Origin of the sequence: Salinigranum marinum (genome assembly GCF_024228675.1) — an archaeon.
GTDB lineage: Archaea > Halobacteriota > Halobacteria > Halobacteriales > Haloferacaceae > Salinigranum > Salinigranum marinum.
In genome coordinates this window covers 204,835-218,165 of record NZ_CP100461.1, presented here as the reverse complement: position 1 = coordinate 218,165, position 13,331 = coordinate 204,835, and the positions used below count along the sequence as shown (strand labels likewise).

The 13,331-nt window shown below is 60.7% G+C and carries 14 protein-coding genes; 8 read left to right on the top strand and 6 right to left on the bottom strand.

Translation table 11 applies throughout. The features are described from left to right. Nucleotides 1-320 precede the first annotated feature (320 nt). The 3 genes from NKJ07_RS00950 (at nucleotide 321) to NKJ07_RS00940 (ending at nucleotide 3,087) form a co-directional block, all read left to right on the top strand. Nucleotides 321-620, top strand: coding sequence for a DUF8044 family membrane protein (locus NKJ07_RS00950; RefSeq protein WP_318568745.1), 300 nt, complete (start codon nucleotides 321-323; stop codon nucleotides 618-620). After that, entirely contained in the window at nucleotides 621-1,700 is a 1,080-nt protein-coding gene (locus NKJ07_RS00945) for a DUF4350 domain-containing protein (RefSeq protein ID WP_318568744.1), read from the top strand. Between the two features lie 1,105 nt (nucleotides 1,701-2,805). Beyond that, complete coding sequence (locus tag NKJ07_RS00940) at nucleotides 2,806-3,087, top strand: HPr family phosphocarrier protein (RefSeq protein WP_318568743.1); 282 nt, start codon at nucleotides 2,806-2,808, stop codon at nucleotides 3,085-3,087. Nucleotides 3,088-3,098: 11 nt separating this feature from the next. Here the strand turns inward: NKJ07_RS00940 and NKJ07_RS00935 are convergent, their stop codons facing one another. The 6 genes from NKJ07_RS00935 to NKJ07_RS00910 form a co-directional block, all read right to left on the bottom strand. Beyond that, a complete protein-coding gene (locus NKJ07_RS00935; RefSeq protein ID WP_318568742.1) occupies nucleotides 3,099-3,560 on the bottom strand; it encodes a PTS sugar transporter subunit IIA in 462 nt (153 codons plus the stop codon). 89 nt (nucleotides 3,561-3,649) lie between these two features. Continuing rightward, nucleotides 3,650-5,092, bottom strand: coding sequence for a PTS galactitol transporter subunit IIC (locus NKJ07_RS00930; protein WP_318570512.1), 1,443 nt, complete (start codon nucleotides 5,090-5,092; stop codon nucleotides 3,650-3,652). A gap of 168 nt (nucleotides 5,093-5,260) precedes the next feature. Beyond that, entirely contained in the window at nucleotides 5,261-5,557 is a 297-nt protein-coding gene (locus tag NKJ07_RS00925; protein WP_318568741.1) for a PTS sugar transporter subunit IIB, read from the bottom strand. Between the two features lie 58 nt (nucleotides 5,558-5,615). After that, a complete protein-coding gene (locus tag NKJ07_RS00920) occupies nucleotides 5,616-6,293 on the bottom strand; it encodes a triose-phosphate isomerase (protein ID WP_318568740.1) in 678 nt (225 codons plus the stop codon). Then, nucleotides 6,290-7,003, bottom strand: a complete 714-nt coding sequence (locus NKJ07_RS00915) for a class I fructose-bisphosphate aldolase (RefSeq protein WP_318568739.1) — start codon at nucleotides 7,001-7,003, stop codon at nucleotides 6,290-6,292. Before NKJ07_RS00915 ends, NKJ07_RS00920 begins: the two co-directional genes overlap by 4 nt. A 64-nt stretch (nucleotides 7,004-7,067) precedes the next feature. Beyond that, nucleotides 7,068-7,493: a secondary thiamine-phosphate synthase enzyme YjbQ gene (locus NKJ07_RS00910; protein WP_318568738.1), complete on the bottom strand. Its 426-nt coding sequence runs from the start codon at nucleotides 7,491-7,493 to the stop codon at nucleotides 7,068-7,070. 305 nt (nucleotides 7,494-7,798) lie between these two features. Between NKJ07_RS00910 and NKJ07_RS00905 the strand changes: the two genes are divergently transcribed. The 5 genes from NKJ07_RS00905 to NKJ07_RS00885 all read left to right on the top strand — a co-directional run bounded on the left by NKJ07_RS00905 (nucleotide 7,799) and on the right by NKJ07_RS00885 (nucleotide 13,139). Next, on the top strand, nucleotides 7,799-8,563 hold the full coding sequence (locus NKJ07_RS00905) for an IclR family transcriptional regulator (protein ID WP_318568737.1): 765 nt from the start codon (nucleotides 7,799-7,801) through the stop codon (nucleotides 8,561-8,563). 227 nt (nucleotides 8,564-8,790) lie between these two features. Continuing rightward, entirely contained in the window at nucleotides 8,791-8,985 is a 195-nt protein-coding gene (locus tag NKJ07_RS00900) for a hypothetical protein (protein WP_318568736.1), read from the top strand. A 616-nt stretch (nucleotides 8,986-9,601) separates the two neighbouring features. Then, nucleotides 9,602-11,065 carry an FGGY family carbohydrate kinase gene (locus NKJ07_RS00895; protein ID WP_318568735.1) on the top strand — a complete coding sequence of 488 codons (1,464 nt, stop codon included), beginning with the start codon at nucleotides 9,602-9,604 and terminating at the stop codon, nucleotides 11,063-11,065. A gap of 599 nt (nucleotides 11,066-11,664) precedes the next feature. Continuing rightward, nucleotides 11,665-12,681: an NAD(P)-dependent alcohol dehydrogenase gene (locus NKJ07_RS00890; protein ID WP_318568734.1), complete on the top strand. Its 1,017-nt coding sequence runs from the start codon at nucleotides 11,665-11,667 to the stop codon at nucleotides 12,679-12,681. A 104-nt stretch (nucleotides 12,682-12,785) separates the two neighbouring features. Then, entirely contained in the window at nucleotides 12,786-13,139 is a 354-nt protein-coding gene (locus NKJ07_RS00885) for a DUF6713 family protein (protein WP_318568733.1), read from the top strand. Nucleotides 13,140-13,331 lie beyond the last annotated feature (192 nt).

Sequence of the window (13,331 nt, the reverse complement as noted above, 5' to 3'; positions counted from 1 at the left end):
GAATCAGGTCTCTCACGGCCTGAAACGGCTACCCTGTGCGACTTCGATTAGCGAACTTCGCAATCGTCGGGTCTCGACGTACTCTCGCCTCTCCGGTCACGAGGGGGACTTCGGTGACGAGCGTCGGTCCCGGTCTCCGTCCCGACGGAACCACAGTACTCCCCCACCGTCGCGGCGATGGCGACGCCGAGGCCGAGCCAGTGTCTTTATAAAACGAACGGAGGATACCCACGACTTTACAATCCACCGTCGATCGTATACCCACAGAACACTGTCCACTCGACCGATGCGTTAACAATCGCGGACCGTAACTACCGAGTGTGGTAACGAACCGACGGCAGCAGTTCGTACACGCGCAGACGGCCTGGATGCTCGTCACGGCGCTCGTCCTCGCACTCCTCGACAGCCTCTCGTACGAACTGTTCTTCGTCGTCTCGCTCATCGGCTTCCTCGTCGTCACGGAACTCACCGAGCCGTTCCAGATCACGCCACGGTGGCGGCGACGGATCCGGTGGCTCATCCCGCCCGCGCTGCTCGGCTTTGCCTACATCGTCGTTCGGCGGATCCTCGCCATCCTGCCCGACGAACTCGTGTCGACCGCACTGGGGGTGCTCGTGTAGATGTCAGCCATACCGTCGTGGCTCCGGTCTCCCCGGGCGTTGCTCGTCGTCTTGCTCGTCGTCATGCTGAGTACAGTGGTGTTCGCCGCGAGCACGTCGACCGCGGCGTTCGGGGCGTACAACGCCGCCTGGGACGGCTCGTCACAACTCCAAGAGCAGGCCGCGGCGGTCGATACCCAGAGTCAGATCGCACTCAACACCTCGGTGTACGAAACGACCACCCCCGATGGAACAGTGGCGGTGATCCTCACACCCGATCGGGCGTACACCCCCCAAGAGGTCGCACGGGTGCGAGCGTTCGTGAACGACGGCGGGACGCTCGTCGTGGCCGAGGACTTCGGCCAGTACTCGAACCCGCTGCTCGACGCACTCGGCGTCAACACGAGCGTCGACGGGCGACTGCTCCGTGACGAACGCTACTACTACCAGTCGCCGAACATCACGGTCGCCACCGACGTAGAACAGAGCCAACTGACGACCGGCGTCGACCAGCTCACGCTCAACCACGGGACGGCACTCGTGGCGAACACGAGCGAGGAGAGCGAGACGGAGATCCTGGTGAACTCCTCGTCGTTCGCGTACTTCGACGAGAACCGAAACGCAGCGTTCGACGAGAACGAGACGATCGGTCCGCGTCCCGTCGCCACGGCCGAACCGGTCGGTGCGGGTCGCGTGATCGTCATCGCCGACCCGAGCATGATGATCAACGCAATGCTCGAACGCCCGGGGAACCAGCAGTTCGTTCGAAATGTCTTCGCCGACCACGACCGTGTCGTGCTCGACTACTCGCACAACGAGGCGCTGCCACCGCTCAGCCAGGCCATTATTTTGATCCGTGACTCGGGCCCCCTGCAAGCGATTCTGGGACTAGTGGGCGTTGCGGCCGTCGCGGTCGCGAGTCGTCAACGGGGACTTGTCAGGGCCGTCCGTGGCACGTCGGGTCAGGAGGACGCCGACGCGGATCCGGCCGAGATCGAAGACCTCGTTGCCTACCTCCGACACGAACACCCCGAGTGGGACGAAGACCGCCTCGAACGCGTCGCCCGGTCGCGACGGCAGAACGGGCGCTCCGAAGAGTGATCCGTCATTCTTCGTTCGGTGCCTCGAGGTAGGTCTCAAGCTCGTCGACGACGGTCTGGATTGTAGTACTCAAGCTCTTTTTTCGAAGGAGTGCCTTTCGGATGGCCGACAATTGTCCCGATGATGTTCGCCCGGGTCGTATCGTCGAGGACACTGAACGCCTCAATCGGGTTGAGGCCAGTCCTTTGACCCGTCGGAGAGAGTACGGAGGCGTCGGGTTAGGACATGCTATCCAGTAGTTTGTGGGTATCTCTGATGATCATTTCGGTGAAATACGAAGTGGTAAGGTAACCGCCTCAGTGTTTCGCACGATTGCGAGGCGGAAGCCCACGACGTCAGTCGTGAGTTACTGACCGATGGGAATTCACCAAACTCCACGCGCAGGTACGCTACGAGGCCACGGAGAAGGTCATCGACGTCGACGAATATCGCTGAGCGCAGAATCGATCCCCACTTTGACAGACGGCGAAACAGCCTGGAGAGAACCCCGAAGTACGGCGCACCGTCGAGTGAGACAATCAAATGTTTTTGGAATCATTCATACATTCGAGTGAGAGACCTAGTTCGGCTGTTCGGCAGCAGCATACTCTCAAATTGAAAACAGCGCCGATCACCGTCCGCGGTATCCATGCCCGAGACACGCCCGCCGCTTCGTCCGACAACGAGTGTGACTGATGGGCCGTATACCGCGGAGAAATCACGTCGCACACGGCTCAATTCATACGGAACGAGATTCGATCGATACGTATCCGCTGGCGTCGACCCCCACGTCTTTTTTGCCATCTCATCGAACCGCTCTCGGGCTTCAGGATCGGCTCTAGCGGCCGCTTGACGAGACCGCTACGACCGCAGATCCGCTTGCTTCACCACCTCGGAAGCTCGGGAGCAAGGCGTCGACAACAGGCACTTCACTGAGGGAACCGCGAGAAGTTACAGCGTCTACGTCTGCGCGTCGATTCATACGATAGCTCATATCAGTTGACGATATTTATCCAACTTATTTTGTCTAATACTGATTGGATCACCTACTCGGTTCAGGAGGACCGTTCGTCGACCGGAAAGATTAGTATATCCTAGTAATGACTTGCCACTGGTTGTCGCTCACATGCCTACTGCACAGCACTGCGTCACGGTCATACACGAGACGGGATTGCATGCGCGTCCAGCGTCGAAATTCGTTCAGACTGCAGCTGGGTTCGATTCCGAGATCCGCATCGGCCGGCCGACCGACGGCGAGACGGTGGACGCCAAGAGCAGTATCCAGGTTCTTTCACTCGGCATCGAGCAGGGGGAAGACTTAGAGATAACCGCCGACGGTGCGGACAGTGGAGACGCCGTCGAACGGCTTGTGGAACTCGTCGAGAACGACTTCGAGCTGGAGGGGTGAGTCGAAGTGCCTCAGGCGTCGCCCTCGATACAGCGGTCGACCACGAGGCCCAATAGTCCATCGCCGTCGCGTCGACGGACGAGCGTCGCGAACTCGTCCGCCTGAAACAACTTCGCCAGGTTCGACAGGAAGGTGGTGTATCCCTCCGTTTCGTTCACGAGGAGGAGGATCACGACCTCGACCTCGACCGTTTGATCGGGATCGTCCATACTTGTGAACTCGATTACCTCACCCGGGGGGGCGAGACCGACGAGAGCGGCCGCTTCGGTGACGAAATCCGGGTCGGCGTGTGGGATCGCGATCCCGAACCCCTTCGTGGGGACGTCGAGTCCAGTCGGGTGGTTCGCCTCGCGTTCGAGGAGGGCGTCGACGTAGCCTTCCTCGGCGTAGCCCCGATCGATGGCGTACTCGCCGAGCCGTGTCAGTACATCCTCGTCACTTCCGCCGGCTAGGGTAATACTCTCGGTTCGCATCGACTCGTTATTCACCGAGGCGGCAGAAAAAGCCACGCATCAAGAGCGCAACAGCGAGCAAAAAATACGTCTCCAGTCCCCAGTCGGGTTCAGTCGTCCGACTGTATCTCGGCGCCAGTGGTCTCGACCGGTCCCCCGATCTTGTTCGGGAGGAGGCCGCCGCCCTTGCCCGTGTGGCGGCGCTGGACCGTCTCCTCGGCCTTCTCCTCGGAGGCGCCGGCGACCATGTACATTCGCTTGGGCCACGTCCGGAGCGCGGCCCAGATACCGATGGCGGTGACGAAGCCGATGACCAACCCGACGGGCGCGGGGATGAGCGCGAGAAGGCCCGTCGCAGGTGTCCCCGCATCGCCGAGGGGTGCGGTGATAAGACTCCGTCCACCGAGGTCGAACCCAGCGCTTCCGGCGGCGCGGGTCAGCAGTGGCGCGGCAGCCGTCGCGATGTAGTGGGTTGGGATGAGGAGGATCGTCCCGGTGACGACCATCTTCACCACGTTCCCGTTCATGATCGGCACCATCAGCGCGAACATGAAGGGGAAGGTCGCGAGGTCGACGCCCCAGAGGACCTCGTTGCCCGGCAGGATGACCGACATGACGATGGCGATGGGGACGATCAGGAGGCTCGACGCGATGACGGACTCGTGGCCGATGAGGATGGCCGAGTCGAGGCCGATAGCCATGTCGCGGCCCTCGAACCGGGAGGTCATGTAGTCACGGATCGACTGCGACAGCGGGTTCAATCCCTCCATGAGAATGCCGACCATCATCGGGAGGATATGCATGACCGCGGCGAACGCAACGCCAGCACCGAGGATCGTGTACCAGTTCTCTGCCACGAAGAGCGCGTTGCTGTACGCCGCGATCCCGATAACCAGCCCGATGACGAGTCCGAGGAAGATCGGCTCGCCGAGGAGCCCGAGCCGGTCCTGGATGGCGTCGGGATCGGCCTCCATGTCGCCGAGCGGCGTCTTATCGACCGCCCAGTGGATCGGAATAGCGGCGACAGCGAACGGTGCCGACAGGCCGTGCGGGATCGAGATTCCCGGGGTGTCGAACGTCTCCTCAACCGCTGGCTGCGTCCAGTCCGCGGCGACGAGGACGAACACCCCGAGCACCAGCCCCACTCCGACCGAGTAGACCCAGTTGTTCGTGCTCATGTAGACGAGGCCGCCGATGAAGGCGAAGTGCCAGTAGTTCCAGATGTCCACGTCGAGCGTGTAGGTAAACCCGATGGCGAACAAGAAGAGATTCAACCCGACGAACAGCGGGATCATCCAGACGCCGATTTCGGCGATCCCGAACGCGATGGCCGCCCCGGCGGGCCAGCCAACGTCGACCGCTGGGAGCGTGATCCCACTCACGTCCACCATTCGCTGTGCGAGCGGACTGATGTTCTCTGCGAACAGTCCGATGACGAGGTTGATCCCGATGAAGCCTACGCCGATGAGGACAGACGAACGCGCCGCCTTCCCGGTGTCGACCCGAAACAACTTGGCGATGACGAAGATGATGATCGGCAACAGGACACTCACGCCGAGTCCCTGAATGACGCTGTTTATCGAGTTCAACAACGAATCGATGCCCGACTGCAGCAGGATCTCCTGTGTAACCATGATGTATGCTGTCACCCATCTAGCGAAGGTAGGACATCTGTGTTAAGTATTACTATCGATCGTGAAGGTCGCGGCCGACGGAGCGCATCACTCCGAGAGAGCGGCGGCGATCTCGTCGAGTACCTCGTCCTCGCCGATACCGGTCATGAACGCCGTCGTCTGGATGATCGGTACGTCGAAGCGGTCCTCGCTGAGCGACGTCGTCGTTACGATAAGGTCGAAGTCGCCCGACGAGACCTTGCTCTGTGCCTCGGTCGCCTTCCCCTTGGCGATCGTGCCGACGTCGACCCCGCGCTCGGGGAGCTGTTCCTTTAGCGCCTCTTTCACCACGGTCGACGTTGCAACGGACGTCCCACATACCACCAGAACGTTCTTTTTCGACATGTGTACACATCATACTGTGGCAGATCCCCTAATAAAACCCCGTACCGGCGCGGCGAGGTCAGGGGAACGCGGCGGCGATCTCCCGGAGTAGTCCTTCCGGGTCGGTCGCCAGCGAGACGGCCGACGCCGCCCCGGTCGCGTCGGCACCCTGTTCGAAGGCGAGACGGACGTCCTCGGCAGTCGAGATGCCGCCGCCGACGAGCACGCGCGTTCGTGGGTTCTCCTCGTCGATCATCGCGAGGAACGCGCGGACGCGGTCGGGATGCGTCTGCGTGATCGCACGGTCCGAGGAGATGTCGCCGGGCATCTCGTAGATCACCGAGTCCGGGTCGAACTCGGCGACGGCGCGTCCCATCTCGATGCTGTCGACGCAGACGATCGAGTCCATGCCGAGGTCGCGACAGCGCTCGATCTTCCAGACGAGGTCGGTCAGCGTGTCGCGGTTCTCCGCGTGGTTGATCACGACCCCGTCGGCGCCAGCGTCGGCGAGCGTCTCGGGGAGGATCTTCCCCATGCCCCGTCCGGGTTCGGTCGCGTGCATGAACGGGGCGGTCACGGTCACGTCAGTCTCCGCAGCGATCAGCCGCAGATCGGGGAGCTGTGGCGTGAGGACGAACCGTGCGCTGGTCTCGGCTTCCAGTTGTTCGAGCATCCGCGCGAACGCGACCGCGTGGTCACCCCAGGTGTCGGGGTATACCTTGAGGTTAACTTGGAAGTGTGGATACGGGAGGTTCATAGCTGGGTGGCAGCCTCCTCGACCGTCGTGTCGCCGTGAACGATCGACGAGAGCGCATCGATGACCGCTGCGGGATCGTCGCGTTGCCAGATGTTCCGTCCGAACATGACGCCGAGCGCGCCGGCGTCACAGGCACCACGGACCATCTCGAGGACCTCACGATCGGTGTCGACGGCCGGCCCACCGGCGATGTACATCGGCTGTGGCGCGTTCGCCGCGATGGGCTCGAATCCGGCCGTGGGGTAAGGACTCTTCAGGATGTCAGCACCGAGTTCGAAGGCGAGACGGTTCGCGTGCGCGAGCAAGTCGGGATCGAACTCGTCGGTCACACGGTTCCCCCACAGCGTCGGTTCGACGACGAGCGGGATGTCGGCCGCTCGGCACGCTTCGCTCGCCCGTGCGACGAACTCGGCGTTTTCTTTCAGGACGCCGGGCTCGTCCCGTCCGTAGACGAGCGCGACCTTCGCGGCGTCAGCGACTTCCGCAGCGTCCGCGGCGCTGAACACCTGTGTGTGAATCTCGGCGTCCTCGTGCTGGCCAGGGAGCGTCGAGTCGTACAACAGGTCGATCGTTCCGATAGTGTGGACGTCCGCAGCGGCGATGCGTGACTCGAACCGGCGCAGGAACGGGACCGAGGCGAGGATCCCATCGGGGTCCGCCTCGAGCACGTGGTCGAGCGTCTCGCCAGGGTCTTCGAAGCCGTCGTACACGCCCCAGTGGAGTCCATGGTCGAGTGCGACGATAACGGATCGTCCGAAGGACGCGTCCGTCATCTCACTGGAGTACCGTGACCTCGATCGTTCGCTCACGCGGCCCACACAGCTCGAAGAACATGACCTCCTCCCACGTTCCGAGGTCAAGTTCCCCCTCTCGCAGGAGCAAGAGGACGGGCCGTTTGATCGCTGCCGAGAGGAGGTGTGCGTGGGCGTTCGGTTGTTCGCCTGCGTTGATGTGGTCGAGATCGTGGTAATAGCCGTCGTCCGGCGGGGCGATCTCTTTGAACCAGTCGATCATGTCGTCCAGCAGTTTCTCCTCGTACTCGTTGGTGGACAGTGCCGCCGAAGTGTGTGGCGTCGAAACGTAGACGAGCGCATCGTTCACGCCCGATTCGTCGAGCGTCGCTTCGACCTCCGGCGTCACGTTCAGTATTTCGAACCGGCGATCGCTCGAGATACTAAGTTGGTACGTACTTAGCTCCATGTCGCTCAGAACAAGGGCGGCTGACAAATAACTTGTCGTCTCAACGCCGGCCGGAGTGTTACCTGGCTTCGCCGTCCTGCACCGATGAGCGGATCTCCGACCGCTCGGACTCCCCCACATGACTCGGCTCGACGAGTCCTCATTTCCTTTTTCAGAACGGGCTCTCATTCGGATTCACGCCGGTCGAACTACTGTTCGACTCTGATTCGCATCGGTTCGTCGCTAGATCCGCACTGCAGAAATACTGAACAAGTGTTCTGAAAGCAAGAACAACACTTTTTATGATTGAATCAAAAGGGACGTTCATGAAGAACGAGCCAAAAAACCCGGTCACGACGAGCCAGAAAACGATCCGTTTACTCGACGAACTCAGGAGGATGGGCAGCGCGGGGGTGACAGAACTCGCATCGGCCGTCGAAATGAACAAGAGCACCGTCCACAACCACCTGAGTACGCTCGTGTCCGAGGAGATGGTCGTCCAGCGTGGTACCGAATACACACTGGGTCTGCGGCTCCTGGAGTTCGGCGGACGCGCACGCGATCAGCAGGCCCTCTACAGTATCTCGGTACCGGAGATCGAACGACTCGCCGCCCAGACCGGTGAACTCGCGAACCTGGTCGTCGAGGAGTACGGCCACGGCGTCTACCTCGTCTGTAAAAAAGGCGACAAGGCGGTCAATCTCGACATCTATCCCGGCGTGCGGCGGCCGCTCCACCTCACGGCCTCCGGGAAGGCGATTCTCGCACACGTCTCCGTCGAACGACTCGACGAGATCGTCGAGCGGCACGGGCTCCCGGCGAAGACAGACAAGAGCATCACCGACAGGGATCAACTGCTGGACCAGTTGCAGGTGGTCAGGGACCGCGGATTCGCGGTCGACGACGAGGAACACATCAGCGGTCTCCGCTGCATCGGTGCGCCGATCATGGGTGAAGACCAGAGCGTCCTCGGAGCCGTCAGTATCTCGGTTCCCGTAACCCGGATGGACGACGACGAGTTTTATAACGAGATCCCGGATATGGTGCGGAGCGCGACGAACGTCATCGAACTCCACGTCCAGAACTCCTGACGCGGACGCTGCCCGTATTTTACGATCGTACGTCTGTAATGCCTTCGTCTGACCGCGTCGGGAATCTTTTTTCGAATACAGAACGATTATTCTTTTATCAAACACAGATCGCGGGCTGGCGTCCACCACACGGACGGCCAGACGCACGCGACGGAGGCGGTCCGGAGACATCATCGCACTGATCGAATCCTCAGAGGTGACCAACGAAATCGAGGCGCGTGAGGACGGTGCCGTTCGGGAGATACACCGTCCCGAGGACGGAGGAGACGGTCTACCACGGTCCCGCGAAACGGCGCGACGACGCGACCAAGGTCGTGGGTGACATCCCCGTGAGCAGTCCCGAGCAGACGACGAGCCACTGCTGTCCACAGGATCGGAAACCCGCGTCGTCAGCGGGAACGAACTTCGCCGACCAATTCTGACGCCTCGGGGCCGACGATCTGTGCGCTTAGTAATGTCCCACTGTCACGACCGGCGACGAGTCGGACGAACTCCGCGGTTCCGTCGGCGATCATAGGAGATCAAACGAGTGTGCTGAATTAGTGAGCACTGGACGCGACCATGTGGACCTCGATCACGATCGGGGGCCCGCTCTCACCGAAGAAGTTCCACTTCGATCCTGATCTCCACCTGCCCAGGAGGTGGGCCCCAACGAGAATGAGAGTTGAGGGTGTGGTGACCGCGTCAGGAACTCTGTACAACCATGTTGGTGTAATGTTTGGCGCACGCCGACATCGATCACGAGTGGTCGAAGTTCCTTGCGTCGTATCTCGTCGTGATCCACTCGGTCAATGCGGGTGAATTCGGTTTTTATATTACAGAATAGCTGTTCTACTTTGTGAATACTTGGTCTGTGCGTATTTTACATGTAGTAACCACGATATCTAATTATTCCGCAAATTAGTAACAGTATCTCTAAATATTATTCAATTATTTTACGATTTTGGTCGTTTAAATTTGCCTGCTGATATTTGATTCTACGAAACGTTTCCTCTGCTGCCGGGTAAAGTACATGAGTTTCCGGTGGGAGTTACCGGCATGGATTCGCCCCACCTTGTAGGGATCTATCTCAGCCCATCTACCATACACGTGGGAGCGTACGATCTGGACGGCGAGATGATCGCCAACGGGAAGGCGGAGGTGACGGACCAGACGACCGTCGCGTGGGAACGAGCACTTCGGGAGGCGACGCCGTCACTTCCGCGGAACGGGGTGTGTTCTGTCGCGAGCACGTCCGGGACGACGCTCCTCGTCGACGAGTACGGCGAGCCGATATTCCCACCGCAGATGTACTACGAGAGTGCACCCGAGCAGTCCGAGTATCTCGAGACCATGGTCGACACCGAGGACGTGAGCGGCATGGATATCGCGCTCTCGCCCACTGCCCCTCTCTCGAAGATACTTCGTCTCCGAGAGGAACACCCCGAGCAGTTCGCGAAGGTTGAGTGGATACTGAGTCCGACGACGTGGCTGTTGTACCGGCTCTACTACGGGAGTTCCACCAGATGGAGAGATATCGAGACCGACTGGACAAACGCCCTGAAGTTCGGAGCTGACGTGACGGCGTCAGTTCCCGAGTGGTTCGAGTCTCTCTACGAGTGCGTCGACCTCGACCCAGAGCTCTTACCGACCATTCGGCCACCAGGTTCGTTTGTCGGAACAGCCGACAGTGAACTCGCCCAGCGCACGGGATTGGACAACCTCCGTCTCTTTCAGGGCCTGACCGACGGAAACGCGTTCGTACTCGCGAACGGCTGTTTCGAACCGGGCGATTTCAGCGTCACGTTCGGCGGAGCGAGCGTGGTGAAGTACGTCTCCGAGACCATCAAACCACACGAGGCGCTGTACTACCACCGCCACCCGCTCAAGGGGTATCTCTCGGGGGCGGCGTTCGACAGCGGAGAGGCGCTGCGATGGTTCTTCGACAGAGTTCTCCAGACCACGCCAGAGCGCGGTCTCGAACTTGCGCGGTCGACGTCTCCCGGCGAAGAGTACGAGATGTTTCTCGAAGGGAACCGCGGCCCGTTCTTCGACCAACGGATCGGGGGTTCACTCCTCGGACTGCGGTATGACCGGTCGCTGTCGACCGAGACCGTTCACGGGAAATTGGCTCGCGGGCTCACGACGGGCATTATCCTCGCGGAGTGGACGTACATCTCGCTCATCGAAGAACACTTCGACACGACCATCGACGAGGTCCGCCTGCTGAACGACGACGCTCCGACGCCGGACGACACGTACGAGTGGTGGAACGAGCATCGGGCGTCGATCTGGGGCCGCTCGATCATCGAGATGGAGCCACGGACCATCGCAGGGCTCGTGATTCCGGCGACGCTCATTTCGTCGGTGTACAACTCACCCGAGGAGGCGAAGGACCGACTCCTCCGGCGACGAGACATCGTCGAACCGGAACGAGAGATCACCGAACACTACGCAGACACTCGAGAGTCGTACTTCGACCAGTGGCGAGATATCGCCACGCTCTATCGCCACGAGTCCTGACCAGAGAGTCTGGTGGTCTCAACTGATCGTGTACCGGATCGAAGACCAGGCGTGAACTACCCACGACTGACGTCGTGGGCTTCCGCCTCGAACTTCTGTGACCCGACCAGAAGAGGGTAGGTTATAAACACGGCAGCGCGGATTTTCGTGCCGTTCGGCGCGACCGATATCCGAGTCTGCGGGCAGTGATCTTGAATTAATCACGCAATATTATTCGAGAGAGTATTCCTGCACGGTGTCCAGTTCCTCGAACGGGATGGGGCCGATTAGGCGACCGAATGTGTCCAACTGCGTACTGAGAAATACGGCCTCTCAGTCTCCGAGTCATCGTGCAATGATGACGTTTATGTGATCGCTGTCTTCCGGTCTGAATCATTCGCGTGGCTGTATACTGACGAGCGAAACGTTATCGAAAATGAAATCATCACCCTCGTGAAGAAGGTGAACTACGTTCGTCATCCGTGGGTTAACAGTCGGGCTATTGCCATCCATTATATTGTTTTATCTGCGCATATCTATCTGGCTGTTCGATTTCGCCACGAAAACTCGTGAGCAGGGCAGCGGAGTTCATGCTCTCACACGTCGTACCGTACTCCGCGATGACAACGAGTGTCGGAGAGAAGTCAACCCAGGGCCGAACGCAGATGCGAGCCGTCGTGGCCGGGGCGTACGGCTCACCGGATGTCCTTCACGTGGACGAGGTGGCGAAGCCGGTGCCTGACGACGACGAGGTGCTTGTTCGGGTTCGGGCGGCGGTCGTCGGGCCGCCAGACTCGGCCGCGCGCGAGGGCAGTCCCTTCCCGATTCGGTTCTTCAGCGGTCTGAGACGACCCAACGGGATACCTGGCGACGTGTTCGCTGGGGAGATCGAGGCGGTCGGCCAGGACGTCGTGCAGTTCGCACCGGGCGACGCCGTGTTCGGCACGACCGCGCCTGGAAGCGGTGCACACGCCGAGTACCTCTGCCTGCCCGAAAACGGAGCCGTGACGATCATGCCGTCGAACCTCACGTACGACGAAGCCGCGGCCGTCTGTGACGGCGGATTGACCGCGATGGCGTTCGTGAAAGATCACGCGCACGTCCAGGCGGGCGACTCCGTCCTCATCAACGGCGCGTCCGGATCGGTCGGGACGGCCGCCGTCCAACTCGCGACGGAGTTCGGTGCGACGGTCACCGGCGTCTGCAGTACCGCGAAGGTCGAGTTCGTGCGGTCGCTCGGCGCCGAGACGGTGATCGACTACACGCGCACGGACTTCACGACGACCGGTGCGACGTACGACGTGATCTTCGATGCCGTGGGGAAGCGCTCGTACCCCGAGTGCAAAGCGTCGCTCACCACGGGTGGTCGCTACCTGACGACGGTCCCTTCCGTGGGGATCCTGCTCCGGATGGTCTGGACCCGGGTGGTCGGCGACAGGCGGGCGATCTTCGCGGCCACCGGGCTGTCATCGAAGCGCACGAAACGCTCACACCTCGTTGCACTGCGAGATCTCGTCGAAAGAGGACAGTTCCGTCCGGTGATCGACCGAACGTACTCGCTCGACGACATCGCCGACGCACACCGATACGTCGACGTCGGCCACAAGACTGGCAGCGTCGTCGTCACGATGGATTGATCGGCGGGTTCGGGCAGCCACTGGCGTGGAGAACGAGCCTGTGGTTGTGGCCGCGCCGACGTTGCCCGCTAAATCTCTTATAATTTAGCGAGCAACTCTCCGACATGGTCACCGTATCAGCAGTGCTGTTCTCGGGGGTGGTCGCGTTTTTGCTCGTCCACGAACTCGATGCGATTCGCCAGCGCGAATGGCGGTTCTTCTTCGCACCGATGGGAACTGACGACGAAACCGCGTATCGGCTGTTCATCGGTCTGCACGCGCCGCTGTTCGTCCTACTGCTGGTGTACGCGGAGTCACCAGCGTTTCAGCTGGGTGTGGCTTCGTTCGCGATCGTCCACGGACTCTTGCATCTCGGTCTCCGGAGTCATCCCCTGATCGAGTTCGACAACTGGTTCTCCCGGTTCTGGATCGTCGGTGGGTCTCTGCTCGGCGCTCTCCACATTGTTCTCGTGCTGTGACCCGATCAAGAACACAATCGAAGGGCCGACACGCGCCGAGTCGTCCTGCTTCACAAACCATCAGTACTCTGTATGATCGGTCGCACCGTATTCCGGGAGATCAAGTTCGACCCTGGGAGATACAGAGCGCATCTCTTCACGTACTCGAACGAACGCACAACTGCAGGTTAGCCGTCATTCAACCGCGAGACG

Excerpts from the sequence above, each read along its gene's own strand:
- NKJ07_RS00945 (WP_318568744.1), top strand. The coding sequence starts at position 621 with ATGTCAGCCATACCGTCGTGGCTCCGGTCTCCCCGGGCGTTGCTCGTC.
- NKJ07_RS00940 (WP_318568743.1), top strand. The coding sequence starts at position 2,806 with ATGCCTACTGCACAGCACTGCGTCACGGTCATACACGAGACGGGATTG.
- NKJ07_RS00935 (WP_318568742.1), bottom strand. The coding sequence starts at position 3,560 with ATGCGAACCGAGAGTATTACCCTAGCCGGCGGAAGTGACGAGGATGTA.
- NKJ07_RS00925 (WP_318568741.1), bottom strand. The coding sequence starts at position 5,557 with ATGTCGAAAAAGAACGTTCTGGTGGTATGTGGGACGTCCGTTGCAACG.
- NKJ07_RS00920 (WP_318568740.1), bottom strand. The coding sequence starts at position 6,293 with ATGAACCTCCCGTATCCACACTTCCAAGTTAACCTCAAGGTATACCCC.
- NKJ07_RS00910 (WP_318568738.1), bottom strand. The coding sequence starts at position 7,493 with ATGGAGCTAAGTACGTACCAACTTAGTATCTCGAGCGATCGCCGGTTC.
- NKJ07_RS00905 (WP_318568737.1), top strand. The coding sequence starts at position 7,799 with ATGAAGAACGAGCCAAAAAACCCGGTCACGACGAGCCAGAAAACGATC.
- NKJ07_RS00895 (WP_318568735.1), top strand. The coding sequence starts at position 9,602 with ATGGATTCGCCCCACCTTGTAGGGATCTATCTCAGCCCATCTACCATA.
- NKJ07_RS00890 (WP_318568734.1), top strand. The coding sequence starts at position 11,665 with ATGACAACGAGTGTCGGAGAGAAGTCAACCCAGGGCCGAACGCAGATG.
- NKJ07_RS00885 (WP_318568733.1), top strand. The coding sequence starts at position 12,786 with ATGGTCACCGTATCAGCAGTGCTGTTCTCGGGGGTGGTCGCGTTTTTG.